The following is a 17797-nucleotide window of genomic DNA, read 5'->3' as shown; positions in this document are numbered from 1 at the left end:
GGCGCCGGGGTCGCTGGCGGCCGGTGCCTTGGGATGCCCCGGCGGCAGCGAGGTCGGCGCCGGGAACACCACCGTGCCCACGCCGCCCACCACGTTGCCCAGGGTACTGCCGACCCCGCCCACCACGTTGCCCAGCGTATTGCCCACCCCACCGACCACGTTGCCCAGCGTGTTGCCCACGCCGTTGAGCAGGTCGCCCACGCCGCCCAGCAGGCCGCCGGACGCCGCCGTCGGCGACACCATCAGCGAGTGGGTCTGGCTCACGCTCGCCGCCGCCTCGACCCGCTTGAGGTTGCGGTCGGCCACCACCGCCGCCGGTGCCGGCGCGTCCACCTGCACACGCCCGGCAACGCCGCTGGCCAGGGTGGCCTGCACCGCGTCATCGACACTGGCCGTCACGGTTTCATCGGCGCCGATTACCGCGTCGGCCGCCCTCCGTGCACCCGCCTCGCCCGTTACTTCCGCGCGTGCCGCCACGGCCGCCTGCACCTTCGCCTGCACGGCGGTCGCGCGCGGGGTGGCAGCGCCCGGCACCGCGCCGGTCGCCACGATGGCGCCGCGCTTCGGCGCGGTCTGCGCCGTGCCGGCCACGCGCGCCTGTACCGCGCTGTCCACGGCCAGCAGCGGCCGGTCACCGCGCGTGACCGCCGCGCTGGCCGTCACGGTGGCCGGCATGGCCACCTGCTGCGGCAACGCGCTCGGCGCCTTGCCCAGGCCCAGGTTGAGCGACACGTTGGCATCGGCATCGAGCGCCGGCACGCTGGCACCAGTGCGCACCACCGCGGCCAGCGCCGCCTCGGCGTCCAGCTTCACCGGCAGCGGTGCGTACTTGGCCGTCAGCGCATCCAGATCGCTGCGGGTCTGGCTTTCACCAGCCAGCGCCGAGCCGCTGCCCAGTGCCAGCGCCAGGCCGATGGACAGCACCGACATCGGCACCTTCAGGTGCACCACCACGGGACCGGCGACCAGGCTGCCGCGCGAGGTGGCCACTTCGGAAACGACCACCAGGGCATTCAGCCGGTGGCTCCAGACCAGTCGAAAGATACGGTTCATCAGATGTTCCCCCGTGTGACGATTTGGACGGCATCCATGCCTGTTGGCACTTGGATGTCATTACAGTCGCCACGTCACCTGCGGGGCACTTCATTCCGGCAGCACAGGCGTGCGTTCCGGCAAGACAAGGAGGGAAACCGGCAGCGGCATGTGCAATTCCGGCAGATTGCCGGAAACGTGCATCGCCGTGGCTCAGGCAGGGCTGCCGATCTGGGCCGGCGCACGCATCAGCGTGTCGCGCGGCAGTTCGCCAAACACACGACGGTAATTGTCGGCAAAACGGGACAGGTCCCACAGCCCGCAGCTCAACGCCACCGCCTTGACCGACTTGCGGCTGGCATCGGCCATCGACAGCCCCCGGCAGGCCGCGCACAACCGCAACATGGACAGGTACCGGTTGGGCGAGGTGTTGAACAGGTCCTCGAAGGCGTAGCGCAGCGCACGCTCGCTGACCCCGGCCGCGTCGCAGATCTCGTGCATGTAGATGTAGCGGCGCAGGTTGAGCCGCATGAAATTCTCCGCGCGCTGTGCAATGAGGTAGTGCGCGCGGCGCGCCCGCGTGTTGCTCGGGCGATCCTCGCTGCCGGCGGCCAGCAGCGCCTGGATGTGCGCGTGCAGCACCGCATCCACCGCATCGGCGGGCAGCGTGCCGCCGGGCGTGGCCAGGTGCGCCTGCAACGCGTCATAGCGCTGCACCAGCCTCGCCTGGCCGCCGTCGGCGGCGATGTTGAACAGCGACAGCGCCTGCCCCGACGGCAGCGTGCTGCGCAGGCTCAGCTCGGTCAGCTTGCGCTGCACGCGTTGCATCGGCGCCAGCAGCAGGCTCAGGCGGGTGCCGGCGCTGAAGGCGAATTCGCTGATGCCCTCCGGCAGCACCGTCACCGCCATCCCGGCACTCAGCGGGATGCCGTGGCACCAGCTCAGCGCCTCATCGGTGGCATGGATGAAGCCCAGCAGGCACCAGTCCTGCGGCAGCATGAAGCGGCCACGGAAATGAAACCCGCAGTGCGCGGTGCAGAACAACGCTTCATCGTGGACGCGCGAATGCAGCGCCGCGCGCGGGCCGTTGCCGTCCAGCAGCACCAGTTCAAGGTCGCAGACGCGCAGCACGCCGCTCAGCGTGCCCAGGTCGTAGGACCGGAGCGCGCTGTCGCCGTTGTCGCCTGCTACACCATCTACCATGACAGTGATGCCCCCTTAGGCCTGGATCCACGCCATCCGCGTACCGCGGCTTTTCATGGCGTACGTCTCATTAACTTCGCGGCCGGCCGCCAGCGCGGCAACGAATAAACTCACACCGATTAACGGTTCATGCCATCTGCAAACCATCGCTATTATCGATGTACATTTTCGGCAAGTATGCATGAACTCGTCGCGCGGTAAACCCGTCGCCACCGAACGCGACACGATCGCCGCGCAGGGTCAGGAAAATCCTACAAAATGGCCTTCACGCGCGTCAAAATATCGTCATCACAACGACATCACCGTATAAACACGCCGGCTTCACTTTATAAACATTAAATGGTGGCCACATGGTTCGCGCTCATAATCGACCGCGCCCGGCAGCTAAAGTCCCGTCGGACCCTGCCGATTTTGTGCATTGAATGCCGTTGATCGCGCTGATTATCCAGGCAGACAGCACACCCGGCAGCTCCGTGGCGGAAACCGGATGTGTAGAACAGGGGGATGCAATGCAGACGCTCGTGGATTGTCGGACATCGCCGGATCGGCTCGACCCGGCCGCGCACGCGCAGGCGACCACGCCACCGTGGGCCCGCTGCCTGCCCCACCCTGCCCCCGAACCCGCCCGCCTGGAGGAATCCAGTCGGGCCGGTGGCCGTTACTGACGGCCGCTTACCTGCGCACGGAGCGCGCAGGCCACGGGATGGCGCCGGCGGAGTCCGGGACGCGCCATCCGAACGCAGGCAGTCCCATTGATTGACCGGAACAGGGAGTAGACCGTCATGAAGGCTTCAATCCGCAGGTTTCTCGTTGAAGAAGAAGGTGTCACCGCACTGGAATACGGCATCCTCGCCGCCGTCATCGCCGGCGTGCTGGTGGTGGCCGCGCGTACCGGCCTGAGCGAAATGTTCACCACGCTCTTCAGCAAGCTCAAGACGCTGGTGGAAAGCGCCAGCGGCCCCGCGCCGAGCAACCCGACCACCTGATCGACCGCGTCCGGTCGTCTGGCAGCGCCCGCAGGTCCGCCTGCGGCAACGCCAACGGCTTGCCCGCTGTCCGGTTCGATGCGCCATCAAGGAGGAACCATCGGATGTCACTGCTGCCCGTGTTGGCCCTGCTGCTGAGCGTACAGGTCGCCATCAGCGACCTGTACGCGCGGCGCGTGTCCAATCGCTGGCTGCTGGGGGTGGGGGCGCTGGCGCTGGCGTGGTTGCTGGCGGCATGGATGACCGGCACCGCCACGCCCGGCCAGCACCTGCTTGGCCTGGTGCTGGGCCTGCTGGCACTGCTGCCGTTCTACGCCATCGGCTGGATGGGCGCGGGCGATGTGAAGTGCTTCGCCGTGCTGGGCCTGCTGCTGGGCGCACCGGCGTTGCTGCCGGTCTGGATCGTCGCCAGCCTGATGGCCGGGCTGCACGCCTCGGTCGTGGTGGTGGCACCGGCCGTGCGCGCCCAGTTGCCGCTGCGCGCGCAGTGGATGCAGGCACGGGTGCGCGAACGCTGGCACGCCGGGCCGACCGCCCACCGCCTGCTGGCCCTGCGCGAGGGGCGTGCCGGCATTCCCTACGCCGCCTACCTGGGCGTGGCCACGCTCGGCTATCTCATCGCCAGCGGCCAGGGAGGCGCGCCATGAACGCCCGGCCCGCCGTGCGTGCGCGCCAGCATGGCGTGGCCACGCTGGAATTTGCCTTCCTGCTCATCCTCGGGGTGGTGCCGCTGCTGCTGCTCACCTACACCGGGGTGATGATCATGGCGGCGCAACAGACCTTGTCGCTGGCCTCGGCCGAAGGCGCGCGCGCCTCGCTGCGCCACGCCAGCCCCAACGAGCGCCGCGTCGCGGCTTGCGAGGCTGCCCAGCGCTCGATGCAATGGCTGCTCAATTTCGCCGGCCAGCAGGCCAACTGCAGCGCCGCCGGCGCCCCGCCCATCGTGGTGACCGCCCCGGCACCGTGCGTGGGCCTGCCCAGCGCGCAGTGCATGCAGGTCTCGGTGAGTTACGACTATCGCAGCAAGCCGTTCCTGCCTGGCACCGGGCGCGTGTACGGCTGGCTGATGACCCAGCCGATCCGCAGCACCGCGGTGGCCCAACTCGACCTGGGTACTCCCTGATGCGCGGCGCGCCCTTCCTGGAGGCAATGGCATGCTCAAACTGACCCGGATCGCGGCGGTGGCGCTGATCGCCCTGGCCCTGCTGCTGGCCGCGGTGGCCCTGCTGGTCAGCCGGCGCGCGCCGCCGACCACGCCTGCCCCGTCACCGGCCGTCGCCGGGCAGCCGCAGCAGTGGCCGGTGGTCGAAGCGGCCACGCTGCTGCCGGCCGGTCGCCCGATCGGGGCGGCCGACCTGCGCATCGGGGCATCCCCGCAGGCGCCCACCGGCGGCTTCACCAACATCGCCGCCGCCACCGGCGCGGTGCCGGTTCGCGACATTCCCGTGGGCACCGCGCTCAACCGTGCGCTGATGGCACAGGGCTATGCGCTGCGACTCAACCCGGGCGAGCGCGCGCTCGCCGTGCCGGTGGATGAGCTGGTGGCGGCCGGCAACCGCATCCTGCCTGGCGACTACGTGGATGTATTCCTCAACCTGCGCGCGCCGGCGGGGATGAACACCGACGGCCAGGCGCAGGCGCGGCTGCTGCTGTCGCGCCTGCGCGTGCTCAGCTACGGCGCGGCCGATGCGGCGCCCGGCCAGGCCACCGCCAGCAGCGCGCCCGCCGATGGCAGCGCGGGCGCCAGTACCGACGCCCGCGCGCAGGACATCCAGGGCAGCCCATCTGCCAGCAGTGGCAGCAGCGCCAGCCAACCGATCCGCAGCGCGGTGCTGGCCGTGCCGGTGGCCGAGGCCAACCGCCTGCTGCTGGGCGCGCAGCAGGGCAAGCTGTTCCTGGCCCTGCGCAATCCGGCCGATGTCGGCCTGCCCGACCCCAGCCTGTTTGCCACCGCCGACGGGGTGCTGGATGCGCGCGGCACGCTGAGCCCCGAGCAGCGGCTGGCGCTGGCCTCGCCGGAAAACGACGCCTTCGCCGGCCTGGACAGCGATGCCCTCGCCGGCCGCCACGCACCGCAACCGGCACGCGCGCCGCTCGCGGTACGCGCGGCCCCGGCGCGGCTGGCGCCGCGACGGGATCGCGGCGTCGAGATCATCCGCGGCGATGTTTCCTCCCACAGCGGCTCGCCCTGAGCCATGCCGAGACTGTCCATGACGCCACGCCACGCCCGCCTGCACCGCGCCTCACGCCGTTGGCCTGCCTCGCTGCTGGCGCTGGTGCTGGGTGCCTGCCCGGGGCTGGGCATGGCCAACGCCGACGTGGTGCTGCAGACCCGCGAACAACGGCCGTGGACGCTGCCGGCCGACCTGGAGCGGGTGGCCATCGCCGACCCCGGCGTGGCCGACGTGGTGATGCTGCGCGGGCGCCAGGCCCTGCTGGTGGGCAAGGCACCGGGCACCACCACGCTGCTGGCCTGGCGCCGCCAGCAGAGCGAACCGCAACGGATGCAGATCGATGTGCGCAGCGCGGTCCAGGGGGCGCTGGCGCACTCGGAGGGCCTGCAGGTCACCCTGCAGGATGGCCAGGGCCTGCTGCAAGGGAGTGCGGCAGGCCTGCTGGACCATGAGCAGAGCCGCAAGGCCGCCAGCATGGCGCTGGGCAAGGACGGCCAGCTGGCCGATGTCTCCACCATCGCCAGCGGCGGCGTGGTGCAGGTGGAGGTCAAGGTGGTGGAGTTCAACAAGTCGGTGCTGCGCCAGATCGGCATGAGCTTTGCCAACCAGAACAACGGCTTCTTCTACGGCATCACCCGGCCCGGCGGCACGCTGCCGGGCGTGCCACCGGTCGGCACCGACCCCAACGTGCCGGTGGTCAACAACCCGTTGTCGTCCGCCTTCGGGCTGGTGTTCAAGTCACTCACCCACGGCTGGGATGCCAACATCGACCTGCTGCAGAGCAACGGCATGGCACGCGTGCTGGCCGAACCCACGCTGGTGGCCCTGTCCGGGCAGAGCGCCAGCTTCCTGGCCGGCGGCGAGCTGCCGATCCTGGAACCGCAAGGCCTGGGCACCACCACCGTCACCTTCAAGCCGTTCGGCATCGGCCTCACCGTGACGCCCACCGTGCTCGGCCCGGACCGGATCGCGCTCAAGGTGGCGCCGGAGGCAAGCGACCTCAACTATGCCGCCGGCATCTCCTACAACGGCGTGCAGATCCCCTCCATCACCACCCGCCGCGCCGATACCACCGTGGAGCTGGGCGATGGCGAAACCTTCGTGATCGGCGGGCTGGTCAGCAACACGGTCAGCTCCAGCGTGGACAAGATCCCGCTGCTGGGCGACCTGCCGGTGATCGGCGCGTTCTTCCGCAGCCTGAACTACAAACGCGAGGAAAAGGAACTGGTGATCATCGTGACCCCGCGCCTGGTGCAGCCGCTGGCCCGCGACACCGTGGTGCCGCTGCCGGGCGAGCGCGAGGTCAAGCCGAACCTGCCGGTCTGGGGGGCCTGGCTGCTCAGCCCGGCGTCCTCGGACCAGTTGCCCGGCTTCTCGCGCTGAGCCGATGCCAGGAGCCCACGCCTCATGTCCTCCGCCCCGCTCCCGCTGCTGCAGCCGATGGCGCCGCCGATGCTGCTGATCCTGGTGGCCCCGAGCCGTGACCTGCTGGACACGCTGGGCCCGCGGCTGCCGGTGGGCATGCGCGTGCAGTGGGAAGACAGCCGCGGCTCCAGTGCCGCACTGGAGACCCATCGGCGCGCCGGCAGCTGCGTGGTGCTGCTCGACTTCCGCCGCGAGCAGGCCGCCGCCTCGGCCGAGCTCACCCGCCACCTGCAACGCGCCCATCCCGACCTGGCCCTGGTGGCCGTGGGCTCCACCGCCGCCGACCAGCTCGATGGCGTGGTGGCCGCACTGCGCGCCGGCGTGCGCGACATCCTCGACCTGGACGCGGCCACCGCGGATATCGATGCCGTGCTGCGCCGCGCCGGCGGCAGCGCGCCGGTCCGCAGCGTGGCCGCCGAACCGGCGCACAAGGCGCGCCTGGTGCTGGTGCTGGGCGTGCGCGCCGGCGTGGGCAGCAGCACGCTGGCCGCGCACCTGGGCGTGCTGGCCCGGCAGGGGGTCCACCCGCCCCTTGCCGACGCGGCCGACGGCGACCCCGCCCCGCCCGACAACAGCCTGCTGCTGCTCGACCTCGGCCAGCCGGCCGGCGACGTGGCGCTTTACCTCAACCTGGACAGCCAGTTCCATTACGAGGACGCGCTGCGCAATGCCACCCGCATCGATGCCACCCTGGCCCGCACCGCGTTCACCCGCCACCCCGGTGGGCTGGCGCTGCTGGGCCAGCCGGCCGGCAGCGAAGGCGGCCCGATCGCCGATCCGGCGGTGCTCGTGCAGCGCCTGCGCGGCGTGTTCGACATCGTGCTGTGCGAGCTGGGCGGCGCACCGATCCGGCAGATCCCGCGCTCGCTGCTCAACAGTGCCGACGACATCTGGCTGGTCGCCGACCAGGCCATCGGCACGCTGGTCTCGCTCGACCTGGCCCTCAAGCAGCTCGAAGCGCTGGGCGTGCGCGATGGCCGCCTGCAGCTGGTGGTGAACCGCCACGACGAAGCCGAAGGCCTGGCCCCGGCGCAGATCGCCGAGCGCTTCGCCGTGCCGCTGCTGGCCACCCTGCCCGACTGCCCGCGCCTGCGCGCCAGCGCCAACCACGGCCACCTGCTGCTGCAGGATGCCCCCCGCGATCCCTACCTGCGTGCCCTGGGCCCGCTGCTGGTGCGACTGGACCCGGCCCTCGCCGGCGCCCTGCCGCGCGGCTGGCGGGAAAAACTCGTCCTCCGCCTGAGTGGTCTCCCATGGAAGACAAAGTGACGCCGTTCGCTCCCCCGCATGCCCGCCACGAGGCACCCGTCCCGTCGGCGCCCGTGCCGACGCCGTTCGCGCAGTCCGACGAGTACCAGAAGGTACTGGTCGCCGCGCACGAACACCTGCTCAACAGCATCGAGGACGAGCGCATCGACATCGATGCCTGGGCCCCGGACACGGTGGCGCGCTACGTCCACACCCAGACCGCGATCTTCGTGCAGGAATGGCGCATCCCGGTCAACGAGGCCGAGATGGAGGTGGTGGGGGCGGCCCTGGTCAAGGAGCTGACCGGCTTCGGCCCGCTGGACGACCTGCTGCACGATCCCACCATCGAAGACATCCTGATCAACGGCTACAAGGACATCCACGTGTCCCAGGGCGGCCGCCTGGTGCGCGCGCCCCAGCGCTTCAGCGACGACAGCCACCTGCTGCGCATCCTGCGCCGCATCCTGGCCCCGCTCGGGCGCCGCCTGGACGAGTCCAACCCGATGGTCGATGCGCGCCTGCCCAACGGCGGCCGCCTCAACGCGATCATCTCCCCGCTGGCCGTCGATGGCCCGATGGTGTCCATCCGCAAGTTCCGCAAGGACCCCTTCACGCCCGACGAACTGCTGCGCATGGGCACCTTCGACCGCCCCATGCAGGCCCTGCTGCATGCGCTGGTGCTGGGCCGCTGCAACATCCTGGTATCTGGCGGCACCAGCTCGGGCAAGACCTCGTTGCTCAACGCACTGGCCAGTTACATCCCGGCCGAGGAGCGGGTGATCACCGTGGAGGACACCGCCGAACTCTCGCTCAACCACCCGCACGTGGTGCGCCTGGAAAGCCGCATCGGCGGTGCCGACGGCCAGGGCGCGGTGAGCATCCGCGACCTGGTGCGCAACAGCCTGCGCATGCGCCCGGACCGCATCGTGGTGGGCGAGGTGCGCGGCGCCGAAGTGCTGGAGATGCTGCAGGCCATGAACACCGGCCATGACGGCTCGATGGCCACCATCCACGCCAACTCGCCGCGGGACTGCCTGTACCGCATCGAGATGCTGGCCGGGTTTGCCGGCTTCCAGGGCAGCGAGGACAGCCTGCGCCGGCAGATCGCCAGCGCCATCGACTTCATCGTGCAGATCTCCCGGCTGGGCAGCGGCCGCCGCGTGCTGGTCTCCATCACCGAGATCACCGGCGTCAGCGACAACCTGATCAGCACCCAGGAAATGTTCCGCCACGAAATCCAGATCGATGCCGACGGCAGGGAGCACGACCGCTGGATCGGGCTGGGCTTCCACCCGCACTCGCACAAGCTCGAACCGTTCCGGCGGCAGCTGCGTGACGCACTGGACGGAGGCTACTGAGCATGGCCACCGTGCTGCTGCTGTGCAGTGCGATCCTGGTCCTGGTGGCCGTGGCCATCGAGCTGTGGTGGGGCGCCGCCCGGCGCGAACGCCAGCGCGCCTCGCTGCTGCATACCGAGCAGCGGCTGGCCGCCAACCCGCACACGCCGCAACTGGCCGGCATGCCATCGCGACCGCCGCCGCCGACGGCCGCCGCCGCGTCCACCGCCCGTCCCGATGCCCTGCCCTGGGACGCGCTGCTGCAGCGCGCCGCGCTGCGCGCCGGCTGGCGCCTGCCCATCCTGTGGCTGCTGGGCGGCCTGCTGCTGGCGTGGGCGGCAGCGGCGCGGATCGGCACCGGCTGGGTCTGGCCGATCACGCTGGGCCTGTATGCGCTGGTGCTGGGCGTGTGGATCTCGCGGCGCATCCTCGGCCTGCAGCGTCGGCTGCTGCGACAACTGCCCGACTTCCTGGACAACCTGGTGCGCCTGACCGGGCTGGGCAACAGCCTGCAGATGTCTTTCCAGACCGCCAGCCAGCAGGTGCCGATGCCGCTGCGCGGCCTGCTCGATGACACCCTTTCCGGCACGCGCAGCGGGCTGGACCTGGACCGCGCCCTGAGCCAGGCCGCCCAACCGTACCGGCTGGACGTACTGGACGTGCTGGCGGTGGTGCTGGGGGTGAGCATCCGCATCGGTGGGCGCTCGGATCAGATCCTGCAGCGCATGAGCGATTTCATGCGCGATGTGGACCAGGCCCGCCAGGAACTGATGGCCACCACCGCCGAGACCCGCATGTCGGCCTGGGTGCTTGGCCTGCTGCCGCCGTTGTCGGCGCTGCTGATGGCCATCGTCAGCCCGGACTTTTTCGAGCCGGTGCTGCACGCGCCATTGGGCCATCGCCTCCTCGGCGCGGCGCTGGTGCTGGAACTGGCCGGTGGCTTCGCGCTGTATCGCCTGGCACGCTCGCTATGAGCGCCGGCAGCCTGCTCATCGCCGCCCTGCTGCTGGCCGCCCTTGGCCTGGGCCTGCTCGGCGTGGCCGGCCTGTGGCTGGCCGGCCAGCAGCAGCGCACGGCCAGCACACTGCACAGCGCCCTGCGCCAGCGCGAACCCGGCCCACGCGAAGCGGCGCCCGCCGCACCGCCTGAAGCCACCGGCCCGCGCGGGTGGGCGTGGCTGGCCCGCCTCGGCGAGCGCTTCAACGGCGGCCGGCTGGAGGCGGCGCTGCTCGCGCCCGAAGACCGCCTGCTGCTCGACCAGGCCGGCTGGCATACCCGCGCCGGCACGGCCCGCTTCCTCGCCCTGCGCCTGCTGCTGGCCGTCGCCTGCCTGCTGCTGGCCGCGTTCTTCTACCGCGGCGACGGCCTCAGCCGCGCAGTGGTCATGCTCGGCGCATTGGGCACCGGCGTGCTGCTGCCCAAGCTCGCGCTGCGCGCCTGGGCCGCGCGCCTGCGCAAGCGCGTCAGCGCCGAGCTGCCGCTGCTGATCGACCTGCTGCGCCTGCTGCAGGGCGTGGGCTTCAGCATGGACCAGAGCCTGCAGACGCTGGGCGACAAGCTGCGCAGCGCCATTCCCGTGCTGGGCCGGGAGATCCAGCAGGCCAACATCGCCTACATGCACGGCCGCAGCCGCCAGCAATCGCTGCGCCGGCTGGCCGAATCGTTCGACGACGAAGACCTGCGCAGCCTGGTGCAGCTCATGTTGCAGGTCCACGAACACGGCGGGGCGGTGCAGGAGCCGCTGCGCCAGTTCAGTGTGCGCCTGCGCGAGCAGCGGCGCGCCTCGCTCAAGGAGAAGGTCGGCAAGCTCTCGGTCAAGATGACCGTGGTGATGATGCTGACCCTGTTGCCGGCCTTGATGCTGGTCCTGTCCGGCCCGGCGATCATCGCCCTGGCCAATGCCGTGAACCGACTGGGATGACCACCATGCCGATCCGTCCGCTCCGTTGCGCGATGCTGCTGGCCACGCTGATCCTGTGCGCCGCCTGCGGCACGGCGCAGACCGCCTACCGGCCCGATCCGCTCAGCCTGGCGCCGCTGGAGACCCCGCCACAGGACGACAAGCGCCTGTACCTGGACCTGATCGGGCAGATGCAGCGCCAGGGCGCGTACTTCGCCTCGCTGGCGCACGTGGACGCCTACCGCCAGCGCTACGGCGACAGCCCCGCGCTGCGCCTGCTGGAAGCCGACGGCCTGCGCGAGACCCAGCAGGTGGACGCCGCGCGCGCGCTCTACCATCGCCTGGCCAACGGCCCCCAGGGCGCGGCCGCGTGGCACGGCCTGGGGCTGATCGCCGCGCGCGCCGGCGACGCGGCAGAGGCCGAGAACGGCCTGGCCCGCGCGGTGCAGTTGCAGCCGCTCAACACCGACTACCTGGGCGACCTGGGCTTTGCGCGGTTGCAGGCCGGGCGCCTGGACCTGGCGCGCGGCCCGCTGGCCAGGGCCGCCGAACTTGCGCCGGGCAACGTCAAGGCCAACGCCAACCTGGCGGTATGGGCGCTGCTGCGCGACGACGCCGGCATGGCCGAGCAGATCATGCGCAGTGCCGCACTGCCCGCCACCGCACGCGAGGAAGTGCAGCGGCTGGCCCAGCAGCTGCGCCGGCCGCCCAGCACCTCGTTACCGGCGCACGAGGTGCCACCGACCCGCAGGCAGCCACCACCGCCGCGCACCTCGGTGGCCGCTGGCACCACGCCGGCCGCGCGCGCCGATGCACGCCGGGCCCCGTCCATGCTGGAACGCTTTGGCGGCCAAGACGCCGCCACCGGGAGCACGCCATGACATCCCTCGCCCGCGCCACCGCGCGCCTCGCCTGCGCCACCCTCGCCCTGTTGGCCACCTCGCTGGCCGCCGCCCAGCAGCGCCCCCTCACCGGGCAGATGCTGGGCGACACCGCCTTGCCACGCGGCGTATCGGCGGCCGCTGCCGACACGCGCCCACCGCCTGATCCGGAACCGTTGCCGCCGCTGCCGCCCCAACCCCCCAGTGCAACGCTGCCCCCCGCACCGGCGCCGCGCCTGCAGGTGGGGGATGCCACCCGCGCCCTGCTGCGGCTGCAATCCAGCGGCCGGCAGGCCGGCGCCCGCCTGCCCATGCTCGGCGACCAGGCCTCGCTGAGCTATGCCCGCTACCTGCAGAGCTTCACCCACCCCATTCCGGAGTTCCTCGACACCCGCGTGCGCGAGGCCATCAGCGGCAGTGGCAGCGCGGACTGAACCCATGAACCGGCCACCCCCGTCCCGCTCCCTTGCAGCGCCCTCGCGCTGGCGCCACGCCGGCGGCATGTCGGTGACGATGATGCTGGTCATGCTCGGGCTGGTCACCATGCTCGGGCTGGTCGAGGTGGGCTATCTGTACTGGGCCAAGCGCGACGTGCAGAAGATCGCCGACCTGGCCGCCCTGGCCGGCGCGCAGCGCCTGGACCTGTGCAGCGCCGACCGCGCCGACAACGGTGCCGCACGCGCCAACGCGGTCCAGGCCAACCGCTTCGCCGGCACGCTGGCCGTGCGCTGCGGCAACTGGAACCCCACCCACGGCAGCGCCGACCACTTCCTGGAGAGCGCCACGGTCAACGCGGTGAAGGTGATCGCCGAGCGCCCGGTGCTGCCCTTCTTCGGCCAGGCCCAGGGCCTGCCGCAGGTCAGCGCGCAGGCGGTGGCCACGCGCGCGCCACCGCTGGCGGTGTTCAGCGTCGGCTCGCAGTTGCTGCGGGTCAACGGCAACACGCCACTGGGCGGCGTGCTTTCGCTGGTCGGCGTGGACCTGGACCGCACCACCCTGCTCGGCTACGACGGCCTGGCCCAGGCCAAGGTCACCCCCGGTGGCCTGCTCAAGGCGCTGGGCATCCCGGTGGATGCCAACATCAGCATCGGCGACTTCAACGCGCTGCTGGCCGCGCACAAGGTGTCGCTGGGCCAGTTGCTGGACGCCACGGCCAGCGTGCTCAGCCAGAACGGCGTCACCCAGATCGACCTGCGCGCCCTGCACGACGCGCTCGCCGCCAAGCTGGACATCGACCAGCTCAACATCCAGCTCGGCAGCAACGCGGCCGGCAGTGGTCTGTTCGGCAGCATCGTGGCGCCCGATGGCCCGGCCTCGGCCGCCCTGCAGGCCGAGGTCAACGCGCTCGACCTGGTCACCACCAGCATCAGCATCGCCAACGGCGGCAAGGGCGTGGCGGTCAACCAGCTCAACATCCTGGGCCTGGTGCAGGCCAAGGCCGCCATCATCGAACCGCCGTCGATCGCCATCGGCGGGGTGGGCGCGCGCGCCTACAACGCGCAGGTGCGCATCCACGCCGACATCGACAGCAACAACCTGGCCCTGGGCCTGGGCAAGGTGCTGGGCCTGCTCGGCATCCGCCTGCGCCTCCCGGTGTATGCCGATGTCACCAATGCGATGGGCACGCTGACCGACCTGCAATGTGCCGCGCAACCGGCCACCGCCAGCATCCGCGTCGAGTCCTCGGTGCTGCGCGCCTGCGTGGGCAAGGTCGATGCCACCGCGCAGTTCTCCCAGCGCAACGTCTGCGATGCGGGCCTGCAGAACGAGCAGCTGCTCACCCTGCTGGGCGCGCCGCTGATCAACGACCGGATCAGGCTCAACGCCCTCAGCCACGATGAAACCGTGACCCTGGCGGCCGGTCAGACCGCCTCCACCTGGATCAACGGCGCGCAGATCGGCACGGCCGTGAACGATCTGGTGCGCGAGCTGCTGCGCGTGCTCGGCGGCGTGCTCAACCCCGCGCCCAAGGGCATGGACCGGGCCGAGACCGCCCACCAGCTGGCCGACCAGTTCCTGATGGCCACGCGCAAGGCCAATGGCCAGTTCGACGTGGACGCCAGCATCGCGCTGCTGCGCGACGGCTCGGCCAGCTTGGGCATCCAACGCTTCGGCGACTGGCAGGTGAAGAACGGCGTGCCCTACGCCTGCGGCCTGCTCGGACTGGGCACCTGCTATCGCGATGGTTCGGTGTGGGAGGCCTACCGCGTCACCGTCACCGGCCAGGGCCTGGGCGCGCTCGATGGGCTGCTGGGCACGGTGCTGGGCGGGCTGGTGATCAACCGCTGCAGCGGCCTGGTCAGCGTGTTGTTGTCCTACAACAACTGCGTGAAGGGCAACCTGGCCTCCTACCTGCAGACCGCCGACGACGGCCTGCTGGACAGCTACCAGGGCAGCGGCGGCATCACCGACCCCGGCACCAACGCGGTGGCGTGCAGCGGCCTGCTCTGCACCCTGTTGCGACCGGTACTGGAAGGCCTGCTCAAGCCGCTGCTCAACGGCGTCGGCACGCTGCTCACCCAGACCCTGGCGTTGGTGCTGGGGCTGGAACTGGGCCGCACCGACGTGCACCTGCAGGCGGTGCAATGCACGCCCGCGAAGTTGGTGTATTGAGCACCGTGGCAGGCTGGCGGGCGCGCGCGGGGCGCATGCTAGACTGCGGCGGGGACTGGATTTCACAGACGAAATTTCACCGATTGAGCCATTCTTGGACGGCCTGATGATGCGAGACAGAAAAGCGGTGGTATCCCATGGCCGGACGTTCCTCGCCGGCAGCCTGGTGGTGATGGCACTCGGCCTGGCGCCGCAGGCCTGGGCCGCGCGCGCCCCCAAGGGCGAGCCCGCCGAGCCGGCGCGCAGCGCCCCGGTGGTGCGCAACAGCGTGGACGAACTGCGCCAGTTGATGGATACCCAGCAGCTCACCGAACTGCGCACCACCTACAACGGCAGCTACGGCGCCAGCCTGCTGTTCAACACCGCCACGCTGCAGTACTACGCCGCGCTGTTCCATGAAAAGGACTTCTGGCGCGTGATCAAGACCGACTCGGTGGACAACGCCGAGAAGGTGTACCGCACCTTCGTGCAGCAGACCGAGGAACTGGCCCAGGTGTACATCGACACCACCCGCCTGGAAGCCGGCAAGCGCTACACCGACAACCTGGTCGCCTACAACGAACAGCGCCTGCGCAGCCTGCAGCAGGAAGCGGACCTGCAACGCCAGCAGTCGCTGCAGGTCAGCAGCTCCATCCAGCAGGCCAGGCAGCAGGCAGTCTCGCTCAGCACCGACCTGCGCAGCACCAACACCCAACTCGACGCGCTCAACCAGCGCATCCAGGCCCTGCAGGCGCAGCAGGGCAACCCCGAGCTGTCCTTGCCGCCGCCGGAGGCCAACGCACCCGTGGCGCCGCCGGCACCGGCCGGCGAGGCCAGCCACCCGTAAGCCAGGCCGCTCCCTGCCAGGCAGGGAGCGCGCCGCCCACCGCCGCGCGCGTGCAGTACCCTGTCCTGCATCGGCACGCCGCAAGGCGTCTGCAGGAGGAGATGGCCATGGCACCCCGCGCACCGGATCACCGCACCAGTTTGCCGCCTCGCCCGTCCCGCAGGCACGCATGGCTGGTCGTGCTGGGCCTGCTGGCCGCCATACCCGCCGCACAGGCCGGCCCGCCGCCGCTGGATGCCACCGCCTCCGATCCGACCACGCTGGGCTGGATGCAGGGTTTCCCGCCGCCAGAGGCCCAGCGCATCCGCTACACCGACAGCGACTACTTCAGTTTTCCCAAGCTGCGCTGGACCGTCTGCCACTTCCGCCAGCTGATGCCCACCGTCGGCGTCGGCCGTGGCCCGGGGGCCGCCACACCGCTGCCGCAACGGCTGGATGCGGGCATCGATGCCTTGACCTTCACCCCCTTGAACGCGCCCACGCCCATGACGTGGGCCGCGTCGCTGCAGGCCAACTACACCGACGGCATCGTGGTGCTGCACGAGGGCGTGGTGGTCTACGAGCGTTACGCCGGCTGCCTGCGGGCCGATGGCCAGCACGGCGCGATGTCGGTGACCAAGTCGATCACCGGGCTGCTCGGGGAAATGCTGGTGGCCGAGGGCGTGATCGATGAAACCCAGACCGTGGGCGCGATCATCCCCGAACTGGCGCACAGCGCCTTCGCCGATGCCACCGTCCGGCAGGTGCTGGAGATGACCACCGCACTGCGCTACAGCGAGGACTATGCCGATCCCAAGGCGGAAGTCTGGCAGTTCTCGGCCGCCGGCAGCACGCTGCCGCCCGCACCGGGCTACACCGGGCCGCGCAGCTACTACGACTACCTGGCCACCGTGCAGAAACAGGGCCGGCATGGCGAGGCGTTCGGCTACAAGACGATCAACACCGACACCCTGGGCTGGATCATCGCGCGCCGCACCGGCAAGCCGGTGTCCACGTTGCTGTCCGAGCGCATCTGGCAACGCCTCGGTGCCGAGCAGGATGCCTATTACACCGTGGATTCCACCGGCACGCCATTTGCCGGCGGCGGCTTCAACGCCGGCCTGCGCGACCTGGCGCGGCTCGGCCAGTTGCTGCTGCAGGACGGGCACGCCAACGGCCAGCAGATCGTGCCTGCCGCGGCCATCGCCCGCATCCGGGCGGGCGGCGACAAACAGGTGTTCGCCCGGGCCGGCTATGCGCAGCTGCCGGGCTGGAGCTACCGCGGCATGTGGTGGATCAGCCACAACGACCACGGCGCCTACATGGCCCGTGGCGTTCACGGCCAGGCGCTGTACATCGACCCGACCGCCAAGGTCGTCATCGCCCGCTTCGGTTCGCACCCGGTTGCCGGCAACAGCGCCAACGACCCCACCACCCTGCCCGCCTTCGAGGCACTGGCACGCTACCTGATGACCCAGCCGGCACCGCCGGCCCGCTGAGGCGGCGGCCTCACCGGCACGCGGCCTGCACGCGGTCGTCCATGCGCCGGCTCAACGCGAAACCGCGCCGCGATCCCGCCCGCGCATACGCCGCTGCCTGTTCGCGGCGCGCCGCGGCGCAGGCGCGTGGCTGCTGATGCAGCGAGATCACCGCGCCGGGTGGCGCACGCGCACGTCGCCGGGGCGCCACCCCGTCCCGACGGGTCGCGCGTGGCCGCCGCTGCTGCACCGGCGGTGCGCGCCGCGCTTCCAGCGCCTCCTTGCTCGCCTGCAGCTCGCGGCGGATCGCCTCGATGCGCGCGGCATGCCGGCGCTCGGCCGGCACCACGTCCACCTCCCAGGCTTGTTCGGCCTGGCCGGGCGCGCAGGCATGGCGCTGGAACGTGGCCACGCCCTCGACCCGGCACTTGTGGATCTGCTGTACCGGCGGCGGGGGCGACGAGCGCGCCGCCGCCGCTGCCGGCAACACCGCCAACGTCCACAGCAACAGACACCACATCCACAACGGGGCATATCGCGATGGCATCGGCCGTCTCCCTCACCTGCCACCAGCCTCGCGCAAACGCGCCACCGCAACCGCGACGCACGTGGCGGAAGCACCCGCGCAGGCCTTCCCCCTACCCTGGCGCGCGGACTACCCGGCCTGCGCCGCAGGCGCGCTCATCCCGCCAGCTGATACGCCAGCACCTCATCG

At 71.0% G+C, this 17797-nt stretch carries 17 protein-coding genes; 14 read left to right on the top strand and 3 right to left on the bottom strand.

Going from position 1 to position 17797, the window contains the following annotated elements; all coding sequences use genetic code 11:
* Both RSA25_RS14650 and RSA25_RS14645 read right to left on the bottom strand, forming a co-directional pair.
* A partial coding sequence (locus RSA25_RS14650) for an ESPR domain-containing protein (RefSeq protein ID WP_332809589.1) occupies positions 1–1053 on the bottom strand: 1053 nt, incomplete at its 3' end.
* A 192-nt stretch (positions 1054–1245) separates the two neighbouring features.
* The gene (locus tag RSA25_RS14645; RefSeq protein ID WP_332809588.1) at positions 1246–2235 is read right to left on the bottom strand and encodes a helix-turn-helix domain-containing protein; all 990 of its coding nucleotides are present in this window, start codon (positions 2233–2235) and stop codon (positions 1246–1248) included.
* 782 nt (positions 2236–3017) lie between these two features.
* Here RSA25_RS14645 and RSA25_RS14640 point away from each other — a divergent pair.
* From RSA25_RS14640 to RSA25_RS14575, 14 genes are all read left to right on the top strand, one after another.
* Positions 3018–3221 (top strand): Flp family type IVb pilin, encoded by a 204-nt coding sequence (locus RSA25_RS14640; RefSeq protein ID WP_332809587.1) that lies wholly within the window; start codon positions 3018–3020, stop codon positions 3219–3221.
* A 104-nt stretch (positions 3222–3325) separates the two neighbouring features.
* Positions 3326–3868 carry a prepilin peptidase gene (locus tag RSA25_RS14635; protein ID WP_332809586.1) on the top strand — a complete coding sequence of 181 codons (543 nt, stop codon included), beginning with the start codon at positions 3326–3328 and terminating at the stop codon, positions 3866–3868.
* Positions 3865–4344 carry a TadE family protein gene (locus RSA25_RS14630; RefSeq protein WP_332809585.1) on the top strand — a complete coding sequence of 160 codons (480 nt, stop codon included), beginning with the start codon at positions 3865–3867 and terminating at the stop codon, positions 4342–4344. The genes RSA25_RS14635 and RSA25_RS14630 overlap by 4 nt, the downstream gene beginning before the upstream one ends.
* A 31-nt stretch (positions 4345–4375) precedes the next feature.
* Positions 4376–5413, top strand: coding sequence for a Flp pilus assembly protein CpaB (gene cpaB, locus RSA25_RS14625; RefSeq protein WP_332809584.1), 1038 nt, complete (start codon positions 4376–4378; stop codon positions 5411–5413).
* Positions 5414–5524: 111 nt separating this feature from the next.
* A complete protein-coding gene (locus RSA25_RS14620) occupies positions 5525–6778 on the top strand; it encodes a type II and III secretion system protein family protein (protein WP_332809591.1) in 1254 nt (417 codons plus the stop codon).
* Between the two features lie 24 nt (positions 6779–6802).
* Positions 6803–8089 (top strand): fimbrial protein, encoded by a 1287-nt coding sequence (locus RSA25_RS14615; RefSeq protein WP_332809583.1) that lies wholly within the window; start codon positions 6803–6805, stop codon positions 8087–8089.
* Positions 8074–9426, top strand: coding sequence for a CpaF family protein (locus tag RSA25_RS14610; RefSeq protein WP_332809582.1), 1353 nt, complete (start codon positions 8074–8076; stop codon positions 9424–9426). Before RSA25_RS14615 ends, RSA25_RS14610 begins: the two co-directional genes overlap by 16 nt.
* Before the next feature lie 2 nt (positions 9427–9428).
* Positions 9429–10379: a type II secretion system F family protein gene (locus RSA25_RS14605; RefSeq protein WP_332809581.1), complete on the top strand. Its 951-nt coding sequence runs from the start codon at positions 9429–9431 to the stop codon at positions 10377–10379.
* Positions 10376–11326: a type II secretion system F family protein gene (locus RSA25_RS14600; protein ID WP_332809580.1), complete on the top strand. Its 951-nt coding sequence runs from the start codon at positions 10376–10378 to the stop codon at positions 11324–11326. Before RSA25_RS14605 ends, RSA25_RS14600 begins: the two co-directional genes overlap by 4 nt.
* 5 nt (positions 11327–11331) lie before the next feature.
* Positions 11332–12186, top strand: coding sequence for a Flp pilus assembly protein TadD (locus RSA25_RS14595; protein ID WP_332809579.1), 855 nt, complete (start codon positions 11332–11334; stop codon positions 12184–12186).
* Positions 12183–12620 carry a DUF3613 domain-containing protein gene (locus tag RSA25_RS14590; RefSeq protein ID WP_332809578.1) on the top strand — a complete coding sequence of 146 codons (438 nt, stop codon included), beginning with the start codon at positions 12183–12185 and terminating at the stop codon, positions 12618–12620. The genes RSA25_RS14595 and RSA25_RS14590 overlap by 4 nt, the downstream gene beginning before the upstream one ends.
* A 4-nt stretch (positions 12621–12624) precedes the next feature.
* Positions 12625–14799, top strand: coding sequence for a TadG family pilus assembly protein (locus RSA25_RS14585; protein ID WP_332809577.1), 2175 nt, complete (start codon positions 12625–12627; stop codon positions 14797–14799).
* A 172-nt stretch (positions 14800–14971) separates the two neighbouring features.
* A complete protein-coding gene (locus RSA25_RS14580) occupies positions 14972–15625 on the top strand; it encodes a DUF2968 domain-containing protein (protein ID WP_332809590.1) in 654 nt (217 codons plus the stop codon).
* A gap of 179 nt (positions 15626–15804) precedes the next feature.
* Complete coding sequence (locus tag RSA25_RS14575; protein ID WP_332809576.1) at positions 15805–17103, top strand: serine hydrolase; 1299 nt, start codon at positions 15805–15807, stop codon at positions 17101–17103.
* A 10-nt stretch (positions 17104–17113) separates the two neighbouring features.
* Here the strand turns inward: RSA25_RS14575 and RSA25_RS14570 are convergent, their stop codons facing one another.
* Positions 17114–17629, bottom strand: a complete 516-nt coding sequence (locus RSA25_RS14570) for a hypothetical protein (RefSeq protein ID WP_332809575.1) — start codon at positions 17627–17629, stop codon at positions 17114–17116.
* Positions 17630–17797 lie beyond the last annotated feature (168 nt).

This window comes from Stenotrophomonas sp. (genome assembly GCF_036662295.1).
GTDB lineage: Bacteria > Pseudomonadota > Gammaproteobacteria > Xanthomonadales > Xanthomonadaceae > Stenotrophomonas.
Note: the sequence above shows the minus strand (reverse complement) of the source record. Positions and strands in the feature narration are given on the sequence as shown.